16 protein-coding genes and 3 rRNA genes are annotated in these 25741 nt (G+C 66.3%); 9 read left to right on the top strand and 10 right to left on the bottom strand.

All coding sequences use genetic code 11. The features are described 5' to 3' along the window. Positions 1–10: 10 nt before the first annotated feature. The 4 genes from rrf to OHA73_RS29155 all read right to left on the bottom strand — a co-directional run bounded on the left by rrf (position 11) and on the right by OHA73_RS29155 (position 7236). Positions 11–127, bottom strand: a 5S ribosomal RNA gene (gene rrf, locus OHA73_RS29170). A gap of 91 nt (positions 128–218) precedes the next feature. Continuing rightward, positions 219–3340: ribosomal RNA gene (locus OHA73_RS29165) — 23S ribosomal RNA — on the bottom strand. 314 nt (positions 3341–3654) lie between these two features. Beyond that, positions 3655–5180: ribosomal RNA gene (locus OHA73_RS29160) — 16S ribosomal RNA — on the bottom strand. Together the 16S, 23S and 5S rRNA genes form the textbook arrangement of a ribosomal RNA operon. Before the next feature lie 658 nt (positions 5181–5838). After that, positions 5839–7236 (bottom strand): cation:dicarboxylate symporter family transporter, encoded by a 1398-nt coding sequence (locus OHA73_RS29155; protein ID WP_443063140.1) that lies wholly within the window; start codon positions 7234–7236, stop codon positions 5839–5841. 143 nt (positions 7237–7379) lie between these two features. Between OHA73_RS29155 and OHA73_RS29150 the strand changes: the two genes are divergently transcribed. Together OHA73_RS29150 and OHA73_RS29145 are read left to right on the top strand one after the other, a co-directional pair. Continuing rightward, the gene (locus tag OHA73_RS29150) at positions 7380–9197 is read left to right on the top strand and encodes a sensor histidine kinase (protein ID WP_327656507.1); all 1818 of its coding nucleotides are present in this window, start codon (positions 7380–7382) and stop codon (positions 9195–9197) included. Further along, positions 9190–9870 carry a response regulator gene (locus OHA73_RS29145; RefSeq protein WP_266714245.1) on the top strand — a complete coding sequence of 227 codons (681 nt, stop codon included), beginning with the start codon at positions 9190–9192 and terminating at the stop codon, positions 9868–9870. The genes OHA73_RS29150 and OHA73_RS29145 overlap by 8 nt, the downstream gene beginning before the upstream one ends. A 37-nt stretch (positions 9871–9907) precedes the next feature. On the opposite strand, the gene OHA73_RS29140 is transcribed toward OHA73_RS29145, so the two are convergent. Further along, on the bottom strand, positions 9908–10951 hold the full coding sequence (locus tag OHA73_RS29140; protein ID WP_327656506.1) for a YncE family protein: 1044 nt from the start codon (positions 10949–10951) through the stop codon (positions 9908–9910). A 195-nt stretch (positions 10952–11146) separates the two neighbouring features. On the opposite strand from OHA73_RS29140, the gene OHA73_RS29135 reads away from it, so the two are divergent. The 4 genes from OHA73_RS29135 (at position 11147) to OHA73_RS29120 (ending at position 15081) form a co-directional block, all read left to right on the top strand. Further along, a complete protein-coding gene (locus OHA73_RS29135; RefSeq protein ID WP_327656505.1) occupies positions 11147–12514 on the top strand; it encodes an ABC transporter substrate-binding protein in 1368 nt (455 codons plus the stop codon). 91 nt (positions 12515–12605) lie between these two features. Then, positions 12606–13412, top strand: coding sequence for a carbohydrate ABC transporter permease (locus OHA73_RS29130; protein ID WP_266718881.1), 807 nt, complete (start codon positions 12606–12608; stop codon positions 13410–13412). After that, a complete protein-coding gene (locus OHA73_RS29125) occupies positions 13413–14261 on the top strand; it encodes a carbohydrate ABC transporter permease (RefSeq protein ID WP_267069197.1) in 849 nt (282 codons plus the stop codon). Between the two features lie 97 nt (positions 14262–14358). Next, positions 14359–15081, top strand: coding sequence for a helix-turn-helix domain-containing protein (locus OHA73_RS29120; RefSeq protein WP_266714237.1), 723 nt, complete (start codon positions 14359–14361; stop codon positions 15079–15081). A 16-nt stretch (positions 15082–15097) separates the two neighbouring features. Here the strand turns inward: OHA73_RS29120 and OHA73_RS29115 are convergent, their stop codons facing one another. Beyond that, positions 15098–16123 (bottom strand): ATP-dependent 6-phosphofructokinase, encoded by a 1026-nt coding sequence (locus OHA73_RS29115; protein WP_266714235.1) that lies wholly within the window; start codon positions 16121–16123, stop codon positions 15098–15100. A gap of 309 nt (positions 16124–16432) precedes the next feature. Between OHA73_RS29115 and pta the strand changes: the two genes are divergently transcribed. The 3 genes from pta (at position 16433) to pyk (ending at position 21262) form a co-directional block, all read left to right on the top strand. Beyond that, positions 16433–18508 carry a phosphate acetyltransferase gene (gene pta / locus OHA73_RS29110; RefSeq protein WP_327656504.1) on the top strand — a complete coding sequence of 692 codons (2076 nt, stop codon included), beginning with the start codon at positions 16433–16435 and terminating at the stop codon, positions 18506–18508. A 34-nt stretch (positions 18509–18542) separates the two neighbouring features. Continuing rightward, a complete protein-coding gene (locus OHA73_RS29105) occupies positions 18543–19757 on the top strand; it encodes an acetate kinase (RefSeq protein WP_266714231.1) in 1215 nt (404 codons plus the stop codon). Between the two features lie 74 nt (positions 19758–19831). Continuing rightward, positions 19832–21262, top strand: coding sequence for a pyruvate kinase (gene pyk, locus OHA73_RS29100; protein WP_267069199.1), 1431 nt, complete (start codon positions 19832–19834; stop codon positions 21260–21262). A gap of 111 nt (positions 21263–21373) precedes the next feature. Here the strand turns inward: pyk and OHA73_RS29095 are convergent, their stop codons facing one another. The 4 genes from OHA73_RS29095 to OHA73_RS29080 all read right to left on the bottom strand — a co-directional run bounded on the left by OHA73_RS29095 (position 21374) and on the right by OHA73_RS29080 (position 25586). Further along, positions 21374–22522, bottom strand: a complete 1149-nt coding sequence (locus OHA73_RS29095; RefSeq protein WP_323179582.1) for a hypothetical protein — start codon at positions 22520–22522, stop codon at positions 21374–21376. Between the two features lie 106 nt (positions 22523–22628). After that, the gene (locus OHA73_RS29090; RefSeq protein ID WP_266714225.1) at positions 22629–23195 is read right to left on the bottom strand and encodes a DUF6114 domain-containing protein; all 567 of its coding nucleotides are present in this window, start codon (positions 23193–23195) and stop codon (positions 22629–22631) included. Between the two features lie 155 nt (positions 23196–23350). Beyond that, positions 23351–23968 carry a DUF6230 family protein gene (locus OHA73_RS29085; RefSeq protein ID WP_266714223.1) on the bottom strand — a complete coding sequence of 206 codons (618 nt, stop codon included), beginning with the start codon at positions 23966–23968 and terminating at the stop codon, positions 23351–23353. Between the two features lie 646 nt (positions 23969–24614). Continuing rightward, entirely contained in the window at positions 24615–25586 is a 972-nt protein-coding gene (locus tag OHA73_RS29080) for a tetratricopeptide repeat protein (RefSeq protein ID WP_266714221.1), read from the bottom strand. Between the last annotated feature and the right edge of the window lie 155 nt (positions 25587–25741).

Genomic DNA, 25741 nt, shown 5'->3' with positions numbered 1-25741 from the left:
TATAAAAATAGTTCGGCGGCGTCCTACTCTCCCACAGGGTCCCCCCTGCAGTACCATCGGCGCTGTGAGGCTTAGCTTCCGGGTTCGGAATGTAACCGGGCGTTTCCCTCACGCTATGACCACCGAAACACTATGAAACTGTCAACCGCACCGTAGTCGTGGCCCGACATACGGGGTTGTTCGTGGTTTCAGAACCAACACAGTGGACGCGAGCAACTGAGGACAAGCCCTCGGCCTATTAGTACCGGTCACCTCCACACCTTGCGGTGCTTCCAGATCCGGCCTATCAACCCAGTCGTCTACTGGGAGCCTTAACCCCTCAAAGGGGGTGGGAATACTCATCTCGAAGCAGGCTTCCCGCTTAGATGCTTTCAGCGGTTATCCTTTCCGAACGTAGCCAACCAGCCATGCCCTTGGCAGGACAACTGGCACACCAGAGGTTCGTCCGTCCCGGTCCTCTCGTACTAGGGACAGCCCTTCTCAATATTCCTACGCGCACAGAGGATAGGGACCGAACTGTCTCACGACGTTCTAAACCCAGCTCGCGTACCGCTTTAATGGGCGAACAGCCCAACCCTTGGGACCGACTCCAGCCCCAGGATGCGACGAGCCGACATCGAGGTGCCAAACCATCCCGTCGATATGGACTCTTGGGGAAGATCAGCCTGTTATCCCCGGGGTACCTTTTATCCGTTGAGCGACGGCGCTTCCACAAGCCACCGCCGGATCACTAGTCCCGACTTTCGTCCCTGCTCGACCCGTCGGTCTCACAGTCAAGCTCCCTTGTGCACTTACACTCAACACCTGATTACCAACCAGGCTGAGGGAACCTTTGGGCGCCTCCGTTACTCTTTGGGAGGCAACCGCCCCAGTTAAACTACCCATCAGACACTGTCCCTGATCCGGATCACGGACCCAGGTTAGACATCCAGCACGACCAGAGTGGTATTTCAACGACGACTCCACAACCACTGGCGTGGCCGCTTCAAAGTCTCCCACCTATCCTACACAAGCCGAACCGAACACCAATATCAAACTATAGTAAAGGTCCCGGGGTCTTTCCGTCCTTCTGCGCGAAACGAGCATCTTTACTCGTAGTGCAATTTCACCGGGCCTATGGTTGAGACAGTCGAGAAGTCGTTACGCCATTCGTGCAGGTCGGAACTTACCCGACAAGGAATTTCGCTACCTTAGGATGGTTATAGTTACCACCGCCGTTTACTGGCGCTTAAGTTCTCAGCTTCGCCACACCGAAATGTGACTAACCGGTCCCCTTAACGTTCCAGCACCGGGCAGGCGTCAGTCCGTATACATCGCCTTACGGCTTCGCACGGACCTGTGTTTTTAGTAAACAGTCGCTTCTCGCTGGTCTCTGCGGCCACCCCCAGCTCATGGAGCAAGTCCAATCACCAGGAATGGCCCCCCTTCTCCCGAAGTTACGGGGGCATTTTGCCGAGTTCCTTAACCATAGTTCACCCGAACGCCTCGGTATTCTCTACCTGACCACCTGAGTCGGTTTAGGGTACGGGCCGCCATGAAACTCGCTAGAGGCTTTTCTCGACAGCATAGGATCATCCACTTCACCACAATCGGCTCGGCATCAGGTCTCAGGCACAAGCTGTCCGGATTTACCTAGACAGCGCCCTACACCCTTACCCCGGGACTACCATCGCCCGGGCTGGACTACCTTCCTGCGTCACCCCATCGCTCACCTACTACCAGCTTGGGCCGGCGGCTCCACCACTTTCCATTCCCCGAAGGGTCCGGAACGGCTTCACGGCCTTAGCATCACTGGATTCGATGTCTTTCGCGTCACAGCGGGTACCGGAATATCAACCGGTTATCCATCGACTACGCCTGTCGGCCTCGCCTTAGGTCCCGACTTACCCTGGGCAGATCAGCTTGACCCAGGAACCCTTAGTCAATCGGCGCACACGTTTCTCACGTGTGTATCGCTACTCATGCCTGCATTCTCACTCGTGAACCGTCCACAACTACCTTCCGGTGCTGCTTCACCCGGCACACGACGCTCCCCTACCCATCCATACAGGCGTTGGCCCTGTTGCATGAATGACACGACTTCGGCGGTACGCTTGAGCCCCGCTACATTGTCGGCGCGGAATCACTTGACCAGTGAGCTATTACGCACTCTTTCAAGGGTGGCTGCTTCTAAGCCAACCTCCTGGTTGTCTCTGCGACTCCACATCCTTTCCCACTTAGCGTACGCTTAGGGGCCTTAGTCGATGCTCTGGGCTGTTTCCCTCTCGACCATGGAGCTTATCCCCCACAGTCTCACTGCCGTGCTCTCACTTACCGGCATTCGGAGTTTGGCTAAGGTCAGTAACCCGGTAGGGCCCATCGCCTATCCAGTGCTCTACCTCCGGCAAGAAACACACGACGCTGCACCTAAATGCATTTCGGGGAGAACCAGCTATCACGGAGTTTGATTGGCCTTTCACCCCTAACCACAGGTCATCCCCCAGGTTTTCAACCCTGGTGGGTTCGGTCCTCCACGAAGTCTTACCTCCGCTTCAACCTGCCCATGGCTAGATCACTCCGCTTCGGGTCTTGAGCGCGCTACTAAATCGCCCTATTCGGACTCGCTTTCGCTACGGCTTCCCCACACGGGTTAACCTCGCAACACACCGCAAACTCGCAGGCTCATTCTTCAAAAGGCACGCAGTCACGACGCATTGAGTAAACTCAATGCGCGACGCTCCCACGGCTTGTAGGCACACGGTTTCAGGTACTATTTCACTCCGCTCCCGCGGTACTTTTCACCATTCCCTCACGGTACTATCCGCTATCGGTCACCAGGGAATATTTAGGCTTAACGGGTGGTCCCGCCAGATTCACACAGGATTTCTCGGGCCCCGTGCTACTTGGGTGTCTCTCAAACGAGCCGTTAATGTTTCGACTACGGGGGTCTTACCCTCTACGCCGGACCTTTCGCATGTCCTTCGCCTACATCAACGGTTTCTTACTCGTCTCACGGCCGGCAGACCGTAAAGAGAGATCCCACAACCCCGCACACGCAACCCCTGCCGGGTCTCACACGTATACGGTTTGGCCTCATCCAGTTTCGCTCGCCACTACTCCCGGAATCACGGTTGTTTTCTCTTCCTGCGGGTACTGAGATGTTTCACTTCCCCGCGTTCCCTCCACACTGCCTATATATTCAGCAGCGGGTGACAGCCCATGACGACTGCCGGGTTTCCCCATTCGGAAACCCCCGGATCAAAGCCTGGTTGACGACTCCCCGGGGACTATCGTGGCCTCCCACGTCCTTCATCGGTTCCTGGTGCCAAGGCATCCACCGTGCGCCCTTAAAAACTTGGCCACAGATGCTCGCGTCCACTGTGCAGTTCTCAAACAACGACCAACCACCCGTCACAACCCACCGAAGCGGATTTTTACCGGGGCCGGCACTGAAGGCGACCGTTACGGCCGTACCTTCAGATACCCAACAGCGTGCCCGACACCCTCGCCACTCGTGATCAGCTTTCCACGCTCCGAAGAGCAGTACTTGCAGCCCGAGATGACTGACGGTGCCGAATAATCAACGTTCCACCCATGAGCAACCACCGTCGAACGTTTGCCGACGTAGTGGCCTCTGACCTCGTCCCGAAGGACTCGGTAAGAAGTGCTCCTTAGAAAGGAGGTGATCCAGCCGCACCTTCCGGTACGGCTACCTTGTTACGACTTCGTCCCAATCGCCAGTCCCACCTTCGACAGCTCCCTCCCACAAGGGGTTGGGCCACCGGCTTCGGGTGTTACCGACTTTCGTGACGTGACGGGCGGTGTGTACAAGGCCCGGGAACGTATTCACCGCAGCAATGCTGATCTGCGATTACTAGCAACTCCAACTTCATGGGGTCGAGTTGCAGACCCCAATCCGAACTGAGACCGACTTTTTGAGATTCGCTCCACCTTGCGGTATCGCAGCTCATTGTATCGGCCATTGTAGCACGTGTGCAGCCCAAGACATAAGGGGCATGATGACTTGACGTCGTCCCCACCTTCCTCCGAGTTGACCCCGGCGGTCTCCTGTGAGTCCCCATCACCCCGAAGGGCATGCTGGCAACACAGAACAAGGGTTGCGCTCGTTGCGGGACTTAACCCAACATCTCACGACACGAGCTGACGACAGCCATGCACCACCTGTACACCGACCACAAGGGGGCGCCTGTCTCCAGACGTTTCCGGTGTATGTCAAGCCTTGGTAAGGTTCTTCGCGTTGCGTCGAATTAAGCCACATGCTCCGCTGCTTGTGCGGGCCCCCGTCAATTCCTTTGAGTTTTAGCCTTGCGGCCGTACTCCCCAGGCGGGGCACTTAATGCGTTAGCTGCGGCGCGGACAACGTGGAATGTTGCCCACACCTAGTGCCCACCGTTTACGGCGTGGACTACCAGGGTATCTAATCCTGTTCGCTCCCCACGCTTTCGCTCCTCAGCGTCAGTAATGGCCCAGAGATCCGCCTTCGCCACCGGTGTTCCTCCTGATATCTGCGCATTTCACCGCTACACCAGGAATTCCGATCTCCCCTACCACACTCTAGCTAGCCCGTATCGACTGCAGACTCGGGGTTAAGCCCCGAGCTTTCACAATCGACGTGACAAGCCGCCTACGAGCTCTTTACGCCCAATAATTCCGGACAACGCTTGCGCCCTACGTATTACCGCGGCTGCTGGCACGTAGTTAGCCGGCGCTTCTTCTGCAGGTACCGTCACTTTCGCTTCTTCCCTGCTGAAAGAGGTTTACAACCCGAAGGCCGTCATCCCTCACGCGGCGTCGCTGCATCAGGCTTTCGCCCATTGTGCAATATTCCCCACTGCTGCCTCCCGTAGGAGTCTGGGCCGTGTCTCAGTCCCAGTGTGGCCGGTCGCCCTCTCAGGCCGGCTACCCGTCGTCGCCTTGGTGAGCCATTACCTCACCAACAAGCTGATAGGCCGCGGGCTCATCCTTCACCGCCGGAGCTTTTAACCCCCATCCAGGAGAATGGGAGTGTTATCCGGTATTAGACCTCGTTTCCAAGGCTTGTCCCAGAGTGAAGGGCAGATTGCCCACGTGTTACTCACCCGTTCGCCACTAATCCACCCCGAAGGGCTTCATCGTTCGACTTGCATGTGTTAAGCACGCCGCCAGCGTTCGTCCTGAGCCAGGATCAAACTCTCCGTGAATGTTTCCCCGTAATCGGGGTGACACCACGAGAGCGGAACAGTCGGAGGAATAATCCGACCGTTCACAGCGTCCTCGCTGTGCGCCTGCCGACCCGAAGGCCTGCAGGACTTTTCAAAGGAACCTCGCCCCAGCAGATGCTGGAGACGGGGTATCAACATATCTGGCGTTGATTTTTGGCACGCTGTTGAGTTCTCAAGGAACGGACGCTTCCTTTGTACTCACCCTCTCGGGCTTTCCTCCGGGCGCTTCCCTTCGGTATTTCGTGTTTCCGACTCTATCAGACCGTTTCACCGGCCGATTTCCTCGGGGTCTTGCTGGTCTTGCTCTTCGCTTTCCGGCCTTTCGGCTTTCCGGCGAGTCCGACTCTATCAGATCCTTTCGGGCCTGATTCCCAGTCAGCGGGGCTTGTCTTCGCGGCTGTTGGGCCGTTCCGACGAGTGAGACTTTAGCGGATTCCCGGCCCCCGAGCGAATCGGGGGTTCGGAATTGAATTCGGGCACGCCGAATAGAATCCCGGTTGGGAGATCGTGCAGGTGGTTGGAGGTGCCGCCCTGTGGGCAACTCGAAGGACTCTACGCCACCTGCCCCTGCGGCACAAAAGCGGGGCCCGGTGCGACGCATCGCACCGGGCCCCGCTCCTACGGAGGCGCTGAGAGGTCAGGCTCCGACCGGCTCCTTCGCTCCGCCGTCGCGCGGCGTCGGAACGTCCGAGTCGGTGTCGGAGGCGTCCGAGGAGGCACCGGAGTCGAGCAGCGTGCGCTCGTCGAAGGGCAGCTCGCCGGCGAGGACCTTCTTCACGCGGTCCCGGTCGACCTCTCCGGTCCACGTGCCGATGAGCAGCGTGGCCACCGCGTTGCCCGCGAAGTTGGTGAGGGCGCGGGCCTCGCTCATGAAGCGGTCGATGCCGATGATCAGGCCGACGCCGTCGACCAGGCCCGGCTTGTGGGACTGGAGGCCCGAGGCGAGGACCGCGATGCCGGATCCGGAGACGCCCGCCGCGCCCTTCGACGCGATCATCATGAAGAGGAGCAGGCCGATCTGCTGGCCGACGGACATCGGCTGGTCCATGGCGTCGGAGATGAAGAGGGACGCCATGGTCAGGTAGATCATGGTGCCGTCGAGGTTGAAGGAGTATCCGGTCGGGACGGTGATGCCGACGACCGGGCGGCTCACGCCCAGGTGCTCCATCTTCGCGATCAGGCGCGGCAGCGCCGACTCGGAGGAGGAGGTCGAGAGGATGAGCAGGAACTCCCGGCCCAGGTACTTCAGCAGCATGAAGATGTTGAAGCCCGTCGCCAGGCGCATGATCGCCGCCAGCACGATGCCGACGAACAGGGCGCAGGTGACGTAGAAGCCGACCATGATCGTGGCGAGGGCCTTGAGGGCGTCGACGCCCGTTTCGCCGATGACCGCGGCCATCGCGCCGAAGGCGCCGACCGGGGCGGCCCACATGATCATGCCGAGGACGCGGAAGACGAGCTTCTGGATGTGCTCGACGCCGCGCAGGACCGGCTCGCCGGAGCGGCCCATGGCCTGGAGGGCGAAGCCGACGAGCAGCGCGACGAGCAGGGTCTGGAGGACCGAGTCGCCGGTGAAGGCGGAGACCATCGTCGTCGGGATGATGCCGAGGATGAAGTCGACGGGGCCCTCGTTGGCCTCTGCGGCCGCCGTGTGGCCCGCGCCCTTCACGGCCTCGGTGAGGTGCATGCCGTCGCCGGGGTGCAGGAAGTTGCCGACGAGCAGGCCGATGGCGAGGGCCACGACCGACATCACGATGAAGTAGCCGAGGGCGAGGCCGCCGACCTTGCCGATCTTCGCGGCCTTCCGTACGGAGCCGACGCCCAGGACGATCGTGCAGAAGATGATGGGCGAGATCATCATCTTGATCAGGTTCACGAAGCCCGTACCGATGGGCTTCAGTTCCTTGGCGAAGTCGGGCGCGGCGAAGCCGACTGCGATACCGAGCAGCACGGCCACGATCACGGCGATGTAGAGATAGTGAGTGCGGTCCCGCTTCGCTGGTGCGGCTGGTTTCGCGGTCTCTGTATCGGCCACGGTTCCTCCTGACGACGACGTCGGCGTACCAGGTCGTGCGGCTCACGTCCTGCGAATCCTGGCGACTATCTCTCCCCCCGGTGAGGACCGTCACCCTTCCGTTCATTTAGTTCGTGCTTATACGAAGAGGCAGACTGTTCCGCATGCGTCTCCCCCGTCCCCGCAGCCTGGCGGGCCAGCTCTTCGCGATGCAGGTCGTGCTGGTGGCCGTCGTGGTGGCGGGGTGTGCGCTCTTTACGTATGTGAGTGACCGGGGGCAGGCGGAGAGCAGCGCGCGGCGCCAGGCCACGGCCACGGCGCGGGCCGTCGCCGACGCGCGGTCCGTGCGTGAGGCGGCCTCCGGCGCGCAGGATCCGACCGTGCGCCTTCAGCCGTACGCGCGCGAGGTGCAGCGGCACACCGGCGTCGACTTCGTGACGATCATGGATCCGGACGGAATCCGCTGGACGCATCCCGACGAGCGGCAGATCGGGGAGCGCTACCTCGGGCACATCGGGCCGGCTTTGAAGGGGCACACGTTCTCGGAGACGTACACGGGGACGCTGGGGCCCTCGGTGCGGGTGGTCACGCCCGTGTACGACGAGGGGCGGCACCGGGTCGTCGGGCTCGTCAGCGCGGGCATCACGATCGATGTCATCACCGCTCAGGCGCAGGGACAGGTCCTTGCCGTGGCGGGGGTCGCGCTCGCCGCGCTGGTGCTCGGGGGTATTGGTACGTACGTCATAAACGCTCGTCTACGTCGGCACACCCACGGGATGAACGCGACCGAGCTGAGCCGGATGCACGCCTATCACCAGGCCGCGCTGCACGCCGTGCGCGAGGGGCTCGTGATGCTGGACGGGCAGCGGCGGATCGCGCTCATGAACGACGGGGCGCGGGTGCTGCTCGGTGTCGCGGAAGGGGATGACGCCGTCGGGCGGTCCGTCGCCGAGCTCGGGCTGCCCGCGCCGCTCACCGGTGCGCTGCTGGCCGCCGAGCCGCGGGTCGACGAGGTGCATCTGACGGTCGACCGTGTCGTGGTGGTGAATACGTCGCCGGTGGCGAGCGGGGATCGGCGCGGCACGGTCGTGACTCTCAGGGACCACACCGAACTGCAGGCCGTGATGGGCGAGTTGGACTCCGAGCGGGGGTTCACGCGGGCGCTCAGGTCGCAGGCGCACGAGGCGGCGAACCGGCTGCACACGGTCGTCTCGCTGATCGAGCTGGGGCGGGCGGACGAGGCAGTGGATTTCGCGACCGCCGAGCTGGAGCTGGCGCAGGCGCTGACCGATCAGGTCGTGGGCGCGGTGCACGAGCCGGTGCTGGCCGCCCTGCTGCTCGGCAAGGCGGCGCAGGCCAATGAGCACGGTGTGGAGTTGGTGGTGTCGGCCGATACGCGGATCGACGACGGGCTGCTGCCGCAGGTGCTGCCCGCGCGTGATCTGGTCACCGTGCTGGGCAACCTCGTCGACAATGCGGTGGACGCGGCGCAGGGGGCGCCCGGCGCGCGGGTCACGGTCACGGCGCGGACCGAGGACGACGTCCTGTTGTTGCGGGTGGCCGACACGGGGCCGGGGGTCGACCCGGCGCATGTCGACTCCGTCTTTGAGCGTGGCTGGTCGACGAAGCCGAAGCCCTCCGGGGCGGGTGGGCGGGGGCTCGGTCTGGCGCTTGTGCGGCAGGCCCTTGCCCGGTGTGGTGGGGTGTTGGACCTTGGGCGGTCGGCGGACGGCGGGGCGGAGTTCACGGTGCGGGTTCCGATTGCTGCGGTGCCGCCAAATCAAGCCCCTGCGGCGATTGAGGCGCGGGGTCCGGGGCAGAGCCCCGAGTCCCCAGCCCCGGACGGGGTTACGGCCGCGGGGCTCTGCCCCGGACCCCGCGCCTCAATCGCCGGCGGGGCTGAAATTGGCGGAGCCGCCGACGGGGCCAGAAGTGGCGAGGCCGGAAATGTCGGAACCGTAGGAAGAGGACCCCATGAGTGACCTCGACCGCAGCATCCGGGTCCTCGTCGTCGAAGACGACCCCGTCGCTGCGGACGCGCACGCGCTGTACGTCGGCCGGGTCCCCGGCTTCACGGCCGTGGGCAAGGTGCACTCGGCGGCGCAGGCCAGGCGGTTCCTGGACCGCAACCCCGTGGACCTGCTCCTGCTCGACCTGCACCTGCCGGACGGCCACGGGCTCTCGCTCGCCCGCTCGCTGCGCGCGGCCGGGCATCAGGCGGACGTCGTCGCGGTCACGTCCGCGCGCGATCTCGCGGTGGTCCGGGAGGGGGTGTCGCTCGGGGTCGTGCAGTACGTGCTGAAGCCGTTCACGTTCGCGACGCTGCGGGACCGCCTGGTGCGCTACGCCGAGTACCGCGCGACGACCGGCGAGGCGTCCGGGCAGGACGAGGTCGACCGGGCGATCGCGACCCTCCGCTCGCCGGCGCCCGCCGCGCTGCCCAAGGGGCTGAGCGCGCCCACCCTCGAGCGGGTCACGCACACACTGCGTGAAGCGCCCGAGGGCCTGACGGCGGCGGCCGCCGCGGAGACGGTGGGCATCTCGCGGATCACGGCCCGCCGGTATCTGGAGCACCTGGTCGACTCCGGGCGGGCCGTGCGCAGCCCGCAGTACGGGCAGGTGGGCCGCCCGGAGCTCGTCTACACCTGGAAGTAGCCGAGCCGGGCAACCAGGAAAGCTGCAACCAGGAGAACTAGCGGACGCGGAAGCGCGTCAGCACGTCCTCGCCCGCCGGCCCCGTGCCCGACTTGTCCACCACGTACGCCGTGCCGCGCGCGATCTCGACGTGGTTGGGGTTGGCCCCCGTGGTCACGGACTTGACGACGGCCCCGGACCGCGGGTCGACGACGGTGGCGGTCGCGTCGGTGCGGTTGACGGCGACGACCTTGCCGGAGCGGTCGTCGGCGGCCACGGACAGCGTGCCCGCGCCCGTCGGCACCGACTTGGTGACCAGGCCCTTGTCCAGGTCGACGACGGAGACGGTGCCCGCGGTGTTGTCGGCGGTGTAGGCGGTGCGGCCGTTCTTCGAGAGGGCCACGGAGAGGGGACCGTCACCGGCCGGGACGAGCCGCGGCTTCGTGGATTTCCGCGTGACCTCGATGAGTTGGTCGTTGGTCATGTCGGCGGCGTAGACCGTGCCGGTGCGCTCGTTGACGGTGAGGCCGGTCGGGCCCGCGCCCTCGACGGTGACGCGCTTCTTCTCCTTGAACGTGCGGCTGTCGAAGCCCACGACGCTGCCGTCGCCGAAGCCGCTCGCCCACACGGTGTCGCGCTTCTCGTCCACCACGACCTCGCGGGCGTGGGCGACGTTCGGCAGCGTGGCGAGGTGGGCGCCGTTGCGCTGGCTGTAGACGGCGACCGAGTTGTTGCGGGTGTTGGTGACCCACACCGTGTTGTGCTCGTCGTCGACCGCGATGCCGTAGACCGCCTCGACGGCGCCGGTGGAGGCGTCGGTGACCGGCGGCGTGTACGTCGCCTCGACCTTGAGCGTGACCGGGTCGAGCCTGGTCAGCGCCGAGGTGGTCACCGGTGGACGGCCCACCGCGGACGTGGTCCACAGAGCGTGATTCCGCTCCGAGTACGCCGACTGGTAGAGGCCTTTGGTGACGGGGGCGGGGGCGGAGGTGGATTCGGCGGCGTGGGTGTCGGCGTGCGCGGCGGGGGCCGTCGCGGCGCCCGCGACGAGGGCCACGGCGACGGCCGCGGAACGGCGGATCCTGGGCGTGATTCGAGGCATGCTGCGTCAATCTCCTTCGCGGAAGGGGGCGTTGCGACGCCACCCGAAGATTAACTTAGCTTAGCCTTACCTAAGTAGCGAAATCCGGAACTCGCTCCGTCGCACACCCATTGACCCTGATCGGCACCGCCCTTACGTTCACGGGCAGCCCCGCGAGGCAACGAAGCCCGCGATGCTCCGTAGGAGGTCGTGCCCGTGCGCCCCACCGCCCCGCTCCTCACCGCCACCGTCCTCCTGGCCGCCGCCACGCTCACCGCGTGCGGCGGCGGCTCCGGAAGCGACTCGGACACCATCAAGGTGTCCTTCAAGCAGTCCACGGACAACAAGGTCAAGGTCATGGACGACTACCTGGCCGCGATGAAGAAGAAGTTCGAGAAGGCGCATCCCGGCAAGAAGGTGAAGTTCGTCCCGATCAAGGCGCCGGACGCGGAGTACTACACCAAGCTCCAGCAGATGCTGCGCTCCCCCAGGACGGCCCCCGACCTCGTCTACGAGGACACCTTCCTCATCAACTCCGACATCGCCAGCGGCTATCTGAAGCCCCTCGACCCCTACCTGGGGAAGTGGTCGGACTGGGGCCAGTTCATCGGCACGGCGAAGACCGCGGCGAAGGCGCGGGACGGGAAGACGTACGGCGTCCCGGACGGCACCGACACCCGCGGCCTCTGGTACGACAAGGCGATCCTGAAGAAGGCCGGCATCAAGGTGCCCTGGCAGCCGAAGAACTGGGACGAGGTCCTGGACGCCGCCCGCACCATCAAGCAGAAGGTCCCCGGCGTCACCCCGCTGAACGTCTACACCGGAAAGCCGGCCGGCGAGGCCTCGACGATGCAGGGCTTCCAGATGCTCCTGTACGGGACCGGGGCCGGCTCCGCGGACCCGCTCTACGACAAGACCACGGGCAAGTGGGTCACAGGCTCGAAGGCGTTCAAGGACAGCCTGAAATTCGTGGAGACGGTCTCCAAGGAGAAGCTCGGCCCCGAGGTCTCCGACTCCCTCGACCCGAACTTCCCCACGCAGGTGCGCGGTGAGCTGCTGCCCGAGGGCAAGCTCGGCATCAACCTCGACGGCTCCTGGCTGCCGCAGGACTGGATCAAGGGCAGCGGGCACGAGTGGCCCGAGTGGTCGCAGAAGCTCGGCCTCGCCCACATGCCGACGCAAGAAGGCCAGGCGCCCGGCAAGGTCTCCATGTCCGGCGGCTGGACCTGGGCGATCCCGGCCAAGTCCGCCAACCCCGACCTCGCCTTCGACTTCATCAAGACGATGCAGACCAAGGAGAACGCGAAGCGCTGGTACATCGCCAACTCCGGCATCGCGGTCCGCAAGGACGTGGCCGCCGACCCCGCGTACGTGAAGGCGCAGCCCGGCATCAAGTTCTTCACCGACCTGGTGGCGAGCACCCACTACCGCCCGGCCTACCCCGCGTACCCGAAGGTCTCCACGGCGATCCAGGAGGCGATGGAGTCGGTGACGACCGGGGACGCCTCGGTCGACAAGGCGGCATCGACGTACGACGAGCAGGTGAAGACGGCGTCGGACGGGAAGGTTGTCAAGAAGCCTTAGCCGTACGGGAGTTCAGGGAGAGGGTCCCGCCACAGTGAACCGTCGCAGAACCGCCTTCCGGCTCGTACCGATCGCCCCCGCGACCATCCTCATGGCCCTCTTCCTCGCGGGGCCGATCGCGTACTGCGCCTATATCGCCTTCACCGATCTTCAGCTCACCGGGCAGGCGGAGTCGTCCTTCGTCGGCTTCGACAACTTCACGGCGGCGTTCAAGGACCCCGCGTTCCTGAACGCCGTCTGGCTGACGCTCGTCTTCACGTTCCTGTCGTCGATCGTCGGCCAGAACACGCTGGGGCTCGCGCTCGCGGCACTGATGCAGCGCGCGTCGAAGCCGGTCAGGACCATCACCGGGGCCGTCGTGGTGACGGCGTGGGTGCTGCCGGAGGTCGTCGCGGGCTTCCTGATGTACGCCTTCTTCCGCCGCGAGGGCACCCTCAACGCGATCCTCGACTGGCTCCAACTCCCGCACCAGAACTGGCTGTTCACGCTCCCCATCCTGGCCGTGTCGTTCGCGAACGTGTGGCGCGGCACCGCCTTCTCGATGCTCGTGTACTCGGCGGCGCTCGCCGAGATCCCCACGGAGGTCACCGAGTCCGCCCAGGTGGACGGCGCGAACGCCTGGCAGCGGCTGTGGCACATCACGCTGCCGATGATCCGCCGCTCCATCGGCACGAACCTGATGCTGAACACCCTGCAGACCCTGTCGGTCTTCGGGCTGATCTGGGTGATGACCCGCGGCGGGCCCGGCAACGACAGCCAGACCCTGCCCCTGTTCATGTACGAGCAGGCCTTCCAGAAGAGCATGATCGGCTACGGCACCGCGGTCGCGCTGCTGCTGCTCGTGGTCGGCTCCCTGTTCTCGCTGGTCTATATGCGTCTGCTGCGTACGGAGGACTGAGTGAAGACCCGTATCCGTAGACGGGTGAAGACCCGTATCCGTAGACGACTTTCGGCGGACGCGGCGCTGCTCCTCGTCGCGCTCACCTTCGTGCTGCCGCTCGCCTGGGTCGTCCTGTCGTCGGTCGACGCGGACGCGAATCTGCGGGTGAAGTGGCCCTCGCAGCTGACGTTCGGCAATTTCGACGACGTCCTGAAGCCCGACGTCACCTTCACGCCGCTGCTCAACTCGCTGATCCTGTGCGGCTGCGCGACGGCCCTCACGGTCGGCTGCGCCGCGCTCGCCGCGTATCCGCTCTCCCGCTACCGCTCGCGCCTGAACAACCCGTTCCTCACGACGACGCTGTTCGCGACCTGTCTGCCGATCACGGCGGTCATGGTCCCGGTGTACGCGCTGTTCGTCCAGGTGAACCTGATCGACACCATGGCGGGCACGATCTACTTCTTCGCGGCGTCCCAACTCCCGTTCGCCGTATGGCTGATGAAGAACTTCATGGACGGCGTACCGAAGGAGCTGGAGGAGGCGGCCTGGACGGACGGCGCGAACACCTTCCAGGGTCTTGTGCGGATCGTGCTGCCGCTGATGGGGCCCGGCGTCGCCGTCGTCACCGTCTACTCGTTCGCGATGATGTGGGGGAACTTCTTCGTCCCGTTCATGCTGCTGCTCTCCCCCGACCAGATGCCGGCCTCGGTCAGCATCAACGACTTCTTCGGCAACCGGGGCACCGTCGTGTACGGGCAGCTCGCCGCGTTCTCCATCATCTACTCGACGCCCGTGGTGCTGCTGTACGTCCTGGTGTCGCGGCGCTTCGGCGGCGGTTTCGCGCTGGGCGGCGCGGTGAAGGGGTGATCCGTCTCGTTCATGTGCATGAGGCGGGTGGGCCACAAGTTCCGTCAACAGGTACCAAGTTGTCACGCAGGACGCACAGACCGTAGCCAAACGCCCCGTGACCCCCTACTTTGTGGCCGTGCAGCCCCACGCCACGCCCAACCAGCCGACACCACCGTTCAACGCCCCCGCCGCCCGGCGCCTGCGAGAAGCGCTCGGGATGGCGCCGGGGCACGTCGCGTACGGCATGCGCGCCTCGTTCGGGATCGCCCACATCACGCCGGAGATCGTCATCGCCTGGGAACGCGGCGAAGGCGCCCCGACGTCCGGTGAACTCACCGCGCTCGCCGGGGCGTTGTGGTGCTCACCGAGCGAACTCATCGGTGTTCCGCGGACCTTGCGCGAGTACCGGCTCGCGCTGGGGCTCGCCCCCGAGGACGTGGCCCGCTCCGTGGGCCTGGAGATCCACTCGTATCTGCGGATGGAGGAGACCGGCGACTGGCAGGGCAACGACCGGCAGTCGACGGCGCTCGCCGAGACGCTGCGGCTCACCCCGCGCGCGCTCGCGACCGTGACCGGGCGGGACGCGCACCTCGCGGAGCTGCTGCGGGACGCGGCGCGGACGCGCTGGCAGGGCTCGGTGCGGCCGATCTCCCGGCTCGTGCCGGTGCAGCGCCGCGAGCTGGAGGACGTACTGCACGAGATGCACCTGGAGTACCAGGCGCTGATGGCCGCCACGCTGAGCTGGGGCGGTGGCATGTCCTCCGGGTCGGGGGACGCGGGGCGGCAGTTCCTGGAGCGGATCCTGGACGAGTTCTGGTCCAGGATCCGTCATCCGTAAGGGCTGTACCGCGGGCCTAGAAGACCGACTCCGCCTCGTCCATCCGGTCCTTCGGGACCGTCTTCAGCTCGGTGACCGCCTCCGCGAGCGGCACCATCGCGATGTCGGTGCCGTACAGCGCCGTCATCTTGCCGAACTCGCCGCGGTGCACGGCCTCCATGGCGTGCCAGCCGAACCGGGTGGCGAGCACGCGGTCGTACGCGGTGGGGGTGCCGCCGCGCTGCACATGGCCGAGGATGACCGGGCGGGCCTCCTTGCCGAGGCGGCTCTCCAGCTCGTAGGAGAGCGCGGTGCCGATGCCCTGGAAGCGCTCGTGGCCGAACTGGTCGATCGCGCCCGTGCCGTAGTCCATGGTGCCCTCGGCGGGGTGAGCGCCCTCGGCGACACAGATGACGGCGAACTTCTTGCCGTTCGCGAACCGCTGCTCGACCATCTTGACCAGGTCGGCCGGGTCGAAGGGCCGCTCGGGCAGGCAGATGCCGTGGGCGCCGCCCGCCATGCCGGACTCCAGGGCGATCCAGCCCGCGTGCCGGCCCATGACCTCGACGACCATGACGCGCTGGTGCGACTCGGCGGTCGTCTTGAGCCGGTCGATCGCCTCGGTGGCGACACCGACGGCGGTGTCGAAGCCGAAGGTGCGGTCGGTGGAGGAGATGTCGTTGTCGATCGTCTTCGGTACGCCGACGACCGGCAGGCCCGCGTCGGACAGCATGCGGGCCGCCGTCAGCGTGCCCTCGCCGCCGATCGGGATGAGGGCGTCGAAACCGATCTCCTCGGCGAGCTGCTTGGCGTTCTCGCAGGCCGCGCGGAAACGGTCGCGCTCCAGGCGGGAGGAGCCGAGAATGGTGCCGCCACGGGCGAGGATGCCGCTGACCGCGTTCAGATCGAGCGGGCGGTAGCGCCCGTCGAGCAGACCCGCGTAGCCGTCCTCGAAACCGAGCACCTCGTCGCCGTAGTGCGTGACGGCGCGGTGCACGACCGACCGGATCACGGCGTTCAGGCCAGGGCAGTCGCCGCCTGCGGTGAGAACTCCGATACGCATCGTGCTGTGTCTCCTGCTCGCTACTGGTACGTCGGTGAGCGATGTCGATTGTTCCACGCTCTTGGGGGCGACGCGCTCGCGCTCGACTGTGCAGGGAGCTTCGGCAGGGGTTCCATGGGCACTTGGACCCAGGGGAAAAGGCCTTCTGTCCGGCGGGCGACTTAACCACCGCCAGAGGTATTGTCAAGGGGGCACGGCTTCCATTGCGCGCCTTTTTTTGAACCGAAAGAGACCGAATCGACCCGTAAAAGTCGGGTTCGACGAGAAGCACCACACCGAGAAGAACCACGAGGGAAACGGAGAGCACGCGTGACGCGCAGCGTGTACGTGACCGGGATCGATCGCGGCGACGGCCGCCAGGTCGTGGAGCTGGGGGTCATGGAGCTCCTGACCCGCCAGGTCGACCGGGTGGGGGTATTCCGTCCGCTCGTCCACGACGGCCCCGACCGGCTCTTCGACCTGCTGCGATCCCGTTATCGGCTGTCGCAGGACCCGGCGACGGTGTACGGCCTCGACTACCACGAGGCCTCCGCGATCCAGGCCGAGCAGGGTACGGACGAGCTGGTCTCGCGCCTGGTCGACCGCTTCCACCAGGTGGCCCGCGACTTCGACGTCGTGCTCGTGCTCGGCACCGACTTCGCCGACACCCAGCTCCCGGACGAGCTGGCCCTCAACGCCCGCCTCGCCAACGAGTTCGGCGCCTCCGTGATCCCGGTCGTCGGCGGCAAGAAGCAGACGGAGGAATCGGTCCGCGCCGAGGCCCGCAACGCCTACCGCGCCTACGACGGCCTCGGCTGCGACGTCCTCGCGATGGTCGTCAACCGCGTGGCTCCGGCCGACCGGGACGACGTGAACGAGCGGCTCGCGGGGCGGCTGCCGGTCCCCTGCTACGTACTGCCCGACGAGCCGGCGCTCGCCGCGCCGACCGTCGCCCAGATCACCCACGCACTGGGCGGCAAGGTGCTGCTCGGCGACGACTCGGGCCTCGCCCGCGACGCCCTCGACTTCGTCTTCGGCGGCGCCATGCTGCCGAACTTCCTCAACGCCCTGACCCCCGGCTGCATGGTCGTCACGCCCGGCGACCGCGCGGACCTGGTCGTCGGCGCGCTCGCCGCGCACAGTGCAGGGACCCCGCCGATCGCGGGCGTGATCCTGACCCTGAACGAGCGGCCCGGCGAGGCGATCCTCAAGCTCTCCGAGCGCCTCGCGCCCGGCACCCCGGTCATCGCGGTGGCCGGCGGCTCCTTCCCCACGGCAGCCGAACTCTTCGCCATGGAAGGCAAGTTGAACGCGGCGACGCCGCGCAAGGCGGAGACCGCCCTCGGCGTCTTCGAGAAGTACGTCGACACGGCGGGCCTGCTGAAGACCATCCAGGCGCCGTCCTCCGACCGCCTCACGCCGATGATGTTCGAGCACAAGCTCCTGGAGCAGGCCCGCTCGGACAAGCGCCGCGTCGTGCTGCCCGAGGGCACCGAGGAGCGCGTGCTGCGCGCCGCCGACGTGCTCCTGCGCCGCGGCGTCTGCGACCTCACCCTGCTCGGCCCGGTCGAGCAGATCCGCAAGAAGGCCGCCGACCTCGGCGTCGACCTCGCCGACAGCGACATCATCGACCCGCAGACCTCGGCGCTGCGGGAACGCTTCGCCGACGCCTACGCGGCGCTGCGCGCCCACAAGGGCGTAACCCCGGAGCTGGCCCACGACGTAGTCGCCGACGTGAACTACTTCGGCACGCTCATGGTCCAGGAGGGCCTCGCCGACGGCATGGTCTCCGGCTCCGTGCACTCCACGGCCGCCACGATCCGGCCCGCCTTCGAGATCATCAAGACCAAGCCGGAGGCCGCGATCGTCTCCTCGGTCTTCTTCATGTGCCTGGCCGACAAGGTCCTCGTCTACGGCGACTGCGCCGTCAACCCGGACCCGAACGCCCAGCAGCTCGCCGACATCGCCACGCAGTCGGCCGGCACCGCCGCCCGGTTCGGCGTCGAGCCGCGGATCGCGATGCTGTCGTACTCCACCGGCACCTCGGGCTCCGGCGCCGACGTCGACAAGGTCCGCGAGGCCACGGAGATCGTCAAGGAGGCCCGCCCCGACCTGAAGATCGAGGGGCCGATCCAGTACGACGCCGCCGTCGAGCCGACCGTCGCGGCCACCAAGCTGCCCGACTCCGAGGTCGCGGGCCAGGCCAGCGTGCTGATCTTCCCCGACCTCAACACCGGCAACAACACGTACAAGGCCGTGCAGCGCTCGGCCGGTGCGATCGCCGTCGGCCCGGTCCTTCAGGGCCTGCGCAAGCCGGTCAACGACCTGTCCCGCGGCGCGCTCGTGCAGGACATCGTCAACACGGTCGTCATCACGGCGATCCAGGCGCAGACGCCCGCCAACTGAGCTCCCCCACGAACCCCCACCGAAAGCAGCATCCGTGAGTGCCACCCGCATCCTCGTCCTCAACTCCGGCTCCTCGTCGGTGAAGTACCAGCTCCTCGACATGGCGGATCACTCCCGCCTCGCCGTGGGCCTGGTCGAGCGGATCGGCGAGGAGACCTCCCGCCTCAAGCACACGCCGCTCACCGGCGGCGGCGAGAGCCGTGAGCAGAACCGGCCGATCGCCGACCACGAAGAGGCGCTCAAGGCGGTCGCCGCGGAACTGACCGAGGACGGGCTCGGCCTGGACTCCCCCGAGCTGGCCGCGATCGGCCACCGCGTGGTGCACGGCGGCAAGCTGTTCACGCAGCCGACCGTGATCGACGACGCGGTGCTCAAGGAGGTGGAGCGGCTCATCCCGGTGGCGCCGCTGCACAACCCGGCGAACCTGACCGGCATCCGCACCGCCCAGGCCCTGCGCCCGGACCTCCCGCAGGTCGCCGTCTTCGACACGGCGTTCCACACGACGATGCCGGAGTCGGCCTCGCGCTACGCGATCGACGTGAAGACCGCCGACGAGCACCGCGTCCAGCGCTACGGCTTCCACGGCACCTCGCACGCGTACGTCTCCCGCAAGACGGCCGCGCTCCTCGGCAAGCGGCCGGAGGACGTCAACGTCATCGTGCTGCACCTGGGCAACGGCGCCTCCGCCTCGGCGGTCCGCGGCGGGCAGTGCGTCGAGACGTCGATGGGTCTCACCCCGCTTGAGGGGCTCGTGATGGGTACGCGTTCGGGAGATGTCGACCCGGCCGTCATCTTCCATCTGATGCGGGTGGGCAAGATGTCGGCGGACGAGATCGACGATCTGCTCAACAAGAAGTCCGGCCTGATCGGGCTGTGCGGGGACAACGACATGCGGGAGATCCGTCGCCGCATCGACGAGGGCGACGAGGAGGCGAAGCTCGCCTTCGACATCTACGTGCACCGTCTGAAGAAGTACATCGGCTCCTACTACGCGGTGCTCGGCCGGGTGGACGCGATCGCGTTCACGGCCGGGGTCGGCGAGAACGCGGCGCCGGTGCGCGAGGCTGCGGTCGCGGGCCTGGAGGAGCTGGGCCTCGCGGTCGACGGCGAGCTCAATTCCGTACGTTCCGACGAACCGCGGCTCATCTCCCCCGAATACGCCCGTGTGGCCGTGGCAGTGGTGCCGACCGACGAGGAGCTGGAGATCGCGCAGCAGACCTACGCACTGGTCCAGAACCGCAACGACTGAGCGCCCGCCCGCCCATTTGTAGATTCCACCAGACGGAATATTCCGTAGCGAAACAAACCGATAGGATCGCCCCCATGCGCCGTTCCAAAATCGTCTGCACACTGGGCCCCGCCGTCGACTCCGAAGAGCAGCTCGTCTCGCTGATCGAGGCCGGCATGAATGTGGCCCGATTCAACTTCAGCCACGGCACCCACGCCGAACACCAGGGTCGCTACGACCGTGTTCGCGCCGCCGCCAAGAAGACGGGCCGCGCCGTGGGTGTGCTCGCCGACCTCCAGGGCCCGAAGATCCGCCTGGAGACCTTCGCCGAGGGCCCCGTCGAGCTGGTGCGCGGTGACGAGTTCACCATCACCACCGAGGACGTTCCCGGTGACAAGTCGATCTGCGGTACGACCTACAAGGGTCTGCCCGGCGACGTCTCCAAGGGCGACCAGGTCCTGATCAATGACGGCAACGTCGAGCTGCGCGTCGTCGAGGTCGACGGCCCGCGCGTGAAGACGGTCGTCATCGAGGGCGGTGTCATCTCCGACCACAAGGGCATCAACCTGCCCGGCGCGGCGGTGAACGTCCCGGCCCTTTCCGAGAAGGACATCGAGGACCTGCGCTTCGCCCTGAAGATGGGCTGCGACATGGTCGCCCTGTCCTTCGTGCGCGACGCCAACGACGTCAAGGACGTCCACAAGATCATGGACGAGGAGGGGCGTCGCGTCCCCGTCGGCGCCAAGGTCGAGAAGCCGCAGGCCGTCGCCAACATGGAGGGCGTCGTCGCGGCGTTCGACTGGATCATGGTGGCCCGTGGCGACCTCGCCGTCGAGTACCCGCTCGAGAAGGTCCCGATGGTGCAGAAGCGCCTCGTGGAGATGTGCCGCCGCAACGCCAAGCCGGTGATCGTCGCGACCCAGATGATGGAGTCGATGATCACCAACTCGCGCCCCACGCGCGCCGAGGCCTCCGACGTCGCGAACGCGATCCTCGACGGTGCCGACGCGGTCATGCTGTCCGCCGAGTCCTCGGTCGGCGCCTACCCGATCGAGACCGTCAAGACGATGTCGAAGATCGTCACGGCGGCCGAGGAGGAGCTGCTCTCCAAGGGCCTGCAGCCGCTCGTGCCCGGCAAGAAGCCGCGTACGCAGGGTGGTTCGGTGGCCCGTGCCGCGTGCGAGATCGCGGACTTCCTGGGCGGCGAGGCGCTGGTCGCCTTCACCAAGTCCGGTGACACGGCCCGCCGGCTCTCCCGCTACCGCGCGACCCAGCCGATCCTGGCGTTCACCACGGACGACGAGACCCGCAACCAGCTCTCGCTGAGCTGGGGCGTCGAGGCGCACGTCGTCCCGCACGTGGACTCCACGGACGCGATGGTCGACCTCGTCGACGCCGAGCTGGTGAAGCTCAACCGCTTCAACGACGGCGACACCGTGGTCATGACGGCCGGCTCGCCCCCCGGCGTCCCCGGCACCACCAACATGGTCCGGGTGCACCACCTGGGCGGCGGCGAGCGCGACTGACGCGCCGCCACACCGCCTTCGGCCTTCGGCCCGAGCGCATGACAAAGGGCGCCCCCTTGAGGGGGGCGCCCTTTGTCATGTGCGGCTCCCGAACGGGCCTTGTGACTACGGTCAGCTGTCCTCGACCGTGGTGTGCAGACCGGGCACGTGCAGGGTCCCGCCGAACTGCGAGGCCTGCGTGACCTTGACGTTCGTGAAGAACAGGGTCGGCAGGTTGAGCGGCGGCGGGTTCTTGGCGTTGAACGTCAGCGGAACGAGCCCGAACAGATTGCCCGAGATCTCCTCCGTGTACATCGTCGTCTGCCCGTCGCGGATGGTGGACGTGGAGCCCTTGTCCGAACGGATGTGGAAGAACTTCCCGTTCGGGCCCGGGGCGATCTGGTGCAGATCACCGATGTCCGTGCCCTTGGAGATGACGTACTTCATGACGCGCTTGGTCGACCCGTCGGCCATCCGGACATCCACAAGGCCCTTGTAGTCCGCGCCCTTGAGCAGGAGCGAACTGGCCTGCAGCTTCCAGGACTTGTCCGGGAGCTGGGCCGGGGTGTCCTCGTCGGCGCCCGACGCGTCCGTGGCCGCCGGACAGTTCTCCGGCACATCGCCGGAGCCCTGCGGGTTGCCCACGTTCTTGGTCGCGTCCTTGGCCGCGTCCCCCACCTTGTCGGTCGTGTCCTTGACCTTGTCGGTGGTGTCCTTGACCGTGTCGCCGAGCTTGTCGGTGGTGTCCTTGACCGACCCGGTCGTGTCCTTGACCGTGTCGTCCACCTTGTCGGTGGTGCCACCGAGCAGGCCGCCGGAGGATTCCGACGCCGACGGCGAAGGAGTCGCGCTCTCCGACTCCTTGTCGTCGGGCGTGAACGCCTTCTTCAGGGCGTCGCCGACGCCCAGCGGGTCCAGGGGGTTCTTGGTCTCCGAAGCCGAGGGCGACGGCGTGGCCGCATCCTTGTCTTCGGAGTCCGTGGACTCGGAGGCGGACGGCGAAGGAGTCGGGGTCGCCTTCTCCTTCTTCTCCGCGGAGCTGTCCTTGGAGGCCGAGGCGGACGGCGTCGGGGTCGGCTTCGCCGACTCCTTGGCCTTGTCCTTGGCCTCGTCGGACCCGTCGTCCTTGTTCGCGTCGACGGCGTCGGCGCACGCCTTGTAGTCGTCGACGGAGAACTTCGTCGGGTTGTCCTTGGCCGACGCGAGCGTCGGCGTCAGACCAAGTCCCATGAGCACGGCCGTGGGCATGGCCGCGATCGCCACCGCCTTGCCCGCAGGCATGTGAATCTTGGTGAAGAGATGCTTCTTTGGTGCCGCATGCCGCCGCGCCGCATGCCGCGGCCCGGTTCTCGCACGGGGCTCAGCGGAGCCCTCGTGGTGCACCTCGTCAGCCGGCACGGTGCCTCCCGTTCGTCCCGTTGTTCGGGCTCGTCCCTGACACGTCGTCGTTTACGCCCGCGACCTGATAGGTGGCTCCCGCAACCGGCGGCACGACCGGCGCCGCGTCCTGGGAGGACGTGGCGTGGTCACCGCCCTTCCCTGCCGAGTCGTCCTGCCGCTCCGCGGGCGCCCAGGAAATACCGAGGCCGCCACCGACGAGGGCGAGCAGGAAACCGATGACGAAGCCGCCGAAGTTCGAAACCACGAGGGAGACCAGGGCGAGAAGAATCGCCGCGACACCCGCGAACACACGGGAGTGCGGCTGGAACCACATCGTCAGGCCGAGCACGACCAGCAAGACGCCGATGATGAGCGAACCGGCACCGGCCGTGGTCGCCATCTTGATCGTCATATTGCCGATCGCGAGGTTCGCGTACGGGAAGTACATGATCGGGAGGCCGCCGAGGATTGACAGCAGACCGCCCCAGAACGGGCGCTGACCGCGCCACCCTCGGAACGATTGGCGCATCTGACCAAGCTTGGGGCCCAGTCCTGCGTGCGCTTCGGCGCTCATGTCGTACAGCTCCTCGGGAAAGGCGTTGATCTGTGGTGATGGTGGCTGTCCGGAAACGGGCACGGGGACGACCCCACGTGACTGCGAGTGCCCCCGCGCCCGGCCGTTCAGCACATCAAGTGCCAAGACCCCGGCCCCTTACGGGCCCTGTGGGCCTAGTAGCACTCGTGCTTGCCCTTCTGGACCTTCATCTTGAGGCCGGAGAGCTTGAAGGTGCCGGCCGTCGTGGCCCACGCACGCTGCTGGACGTGCTCGAAGTGCACCGAGTCGGCCTGCTGGGCGAACGCGTTGGGGTCGGCCTTGTCGCCCTGGTGGATACCGGGGCCCTTCTTGGCGTCACCCGCCGCCACACCGATGTCGATGTTCTTGAAGGTCGCATCGGCCTTCAGGTCATCGGCGTCGATGTAGAGGGTCTTGGCCTCGACCGGGGCGCTCTTGTCCGCACCGGCCGACAGCTTCATCGACACATCGCCGAAGACCGGGACGGGGACAACCACCGACTGGCAGAGGTTGTTGATCGTCGCGGTCTTCATGCCGACAACGGCGACCGGGTGGTTACCCGTCTTGCCGGAGTCGACGGCGCCGTACTGGACAAAGCCCTGGCCGTCGAGGGAGTCCGCCGTCACCTTGAACGACTGACCCGACACACTGAACGATGCCGCGAGCGCACCCTGGGACAGGGCCACGCCTATCGCGGCAGTCGCCGCGACGCTCGGCACCATGACTACGGCGAACCGCTTCCATCTGGTTCCGCCACGAGTCACGGACTTCATGACTGTTCCTCCTTCTCGGACGTACATCTCCGGCCCTGACTGCCCCTAGAGGCGGCTCAGCCGGGCAGGGATGGGAGAAGTGCTACGTCCTCGGGAAGGAGAGCGCCCGCATCGGAAGTGCTTGGTCTGTACCGCACCCTGATCACCGGCGATCACCCCCGAGCGACAACCACTGGTCGCACCTGAGCCATCACGCGCAACCTGCTGGACAGGCCCAGCCGGATGGCTGAGACCCCCCTGTCCTTGGACCGCCGGCGCTCCCCTTGGTTCGCCGTCGACCACCCGGTGGGGACCCAAAAACCCCGCCGCACGATTGGCTGTCGGACGGTGGGGAGAGGACCGAGCGTGCCCGATCGTGGTGCATTCGAGGCGCTGACACAAGGGGGTTCGTTACTGGCGGGTAACGGACGGATAACCGAACGCGGACGGAGAGAGTCCGAACAACAACTGAGGGTGCAGTCAACCGAGTTTTTATACAGGTTGAATACGGGACGGAATCGGACAGAAGATCGAGTCCGACTTACTCCAAGTAACAGCGGCCGCGATTGCCAAGTTTTGGCAAAACGCGGCCGCTGTGCGCCTCCGGCGACAGAACTTTCACTCCGGCATCACAAGCCGCAGCGTTTAACAACTGGTCACTGACGACTCAGAAGAGAACTCGGGCCAGAGCTGTACGCGCCGTCGTCACGCGCGGATCGTCGGCCCCCACGACCTCGAACAGTTCGAGCAGTCGCACACGCGCCGCATCGCGGTCCTCGCCGGCCGAGCGCCCCACCGTCTCGACGAGCCGCCCGAAGGCGTCCTCGACATGACCGCCGATCAGGTCCAGGTCGGCCGCCGCGATCTGCGCCTGCACATCGGCGGGCTTCTCCGCGGCGTCCCTGCGGACCTGCTGCGGGTCGAGCCCCTGCACGCGCTGGAGGAGCTGCGCCTGACCGAGGCCGAGCTTGGCCTCGGTGTTGCCCGGATCGTCGGACAGCACGTTCTTGTAGGCCTGCACGGCGCCGTCGAGGTCGCCGGCGTCCAGGGCCTGCACGGCCGCTTCGAGGAGAGCGTCGTAGGGGCCCGCCGGGGCCTCCTCCACGACCGGCGCCTCGCCCTCCGCTTCCGGGTCGACCGCGATGCCGGTGAGCCCGAAGCGCTCCTCGGCGACCTGGATCAACTGGTCGAGCGTGCCGCGGATCTGCTCCTCGGGGGCGGCCCCCTGGAAGAGGGGCAGAGCCTGCCCGGCGACGACGGCGAAGACAGCCGGGATCCCCTGGACCCCGAACTGCTGCATCAGCATCTGGTTGGCGTCTACGTCGATCTTGGCGAGCACGAAGCGGCCGCTGTACTCGGCGGCGAGCCGCTCGAGCAGCGGGCTCAGCTGCTTGCAGGGCTCGCACCACTCGGCCCAGAAGTCGATGACGACGGGCACCTCGGCGGAGCGCTGCAGGACGGCGCTCTCGAAGTCCGCCTCACTGACGTCGATGACGAGACTGGACGGGGACACGGCCCCGCCCCCGCCGTTCCTGGCCGCTTCGGCGCGGGCCTGCTCCGCCTTCGCCTTGGCCTCCTGGGCCGCCTTCACCGCGGCGAGATCGACGACTCCGCTCATGGACATGTTCCGTGGCTGCATGCGTACAGTCTCCCCCTTCCGCGGACAGTTGTGGGCCGGGTCCTGCCCCGTGCACCTCCCGCCGGAATGCGAGACGCATCTGGAGGCACGGAGCGGACTCGGCCTGGTGTGCTTTCGGCACCGGGTCCCCACCCGGCGCCTTGTGGTTGCCGCTC

It is taken from the genome of Streptomyces sp. NBC_00483, from assembly GCF_036013745.1.
In the GTDB taxonomy this organism is placed as follows: Bacteria; Actinomycetota; Actinomycetes; order Streptomycetales; family Streptomycetaceae; genus Streptomyces.
The sequence above is the reverse complement of the archived record's forward strand: the minus strand, read 5'-3'. Positions and strand labels throughout refer to the sequence as shown.

Bases quoted from the DNA above. Each gene is read 5' to 3' on its own strand.
- OHA73_RS29150 (WP_327656507.1), top strand. From the start codon at position 7,380: ATGCGTCTCCCCCGTCCCCGCAGCCTGGCGGGCCAGCTCTTCGCGATG.
- OHA73_RS29145 (WP_266714245.1), top strand. From the start codon at position 9,190: ATGAGTGACCTCGACCGCAGCATCCGGGTCCTCGTCGTCGAAGACGAC.
- OHA73_RS29140 (WP_327656506.1), bottom strand. From the start codon at position 10,951: ATGCCTCGAATCACGCCCAGGATCCGCCGTTCCGCGGCCGTCGCCGTG.
- OHA73_RS29130 (WP_266718881.1), top strand. From the start codon at position 12,606: ATGGCCCTCTTCCTCGCGGGGCCGATCGCGTACTGCGCCTATATCGCC.
- OHA73_RS29115 (WP_266714235.1), bottom strand. From the start codon at position 16,123: ATGCGTATCGGAGTTCTCACCGCAGGCGGCGACTGCCCTGGCCTGAAC.
- pyk (WP_267069199.1), top strand. From the start codon at position 19,832: ATGCGCCGTTCCAAAATCGTCTGCACACTGGGCCCCGCCGTCGACTCC.
- OHA73_RS29095 (WP_323179582.1), bottom strand. From the start codon at position 22,522: ATGCCTGCGGGCAAGGCGGTGGCGATCGCGGCCATGCCCACGGCCGTG.
- OHA73_RS29090 (WP_266714225.1), bottom strand. From the start codon at position 23,195: ATGAGCGCCGAAGCGCACGCAGGACTGGGCCCCAAGCTTGGTCAGATG.
- OHA73_RS29085 (WP_266714223.1), bottom strand. From the start codon at position 23,968: ATGAAGTCCGTGACTCGTGGCGGAACCAGATGGAAGCGGTTCGCCGTA.
- OHA73_RS29080 (WP_266714221.1), bottom strand. From the start codon at position 25,586: ATGCAGCCACGGAACATGTCCATGAGCGGAGTCGTCGATCTCGCCGCG.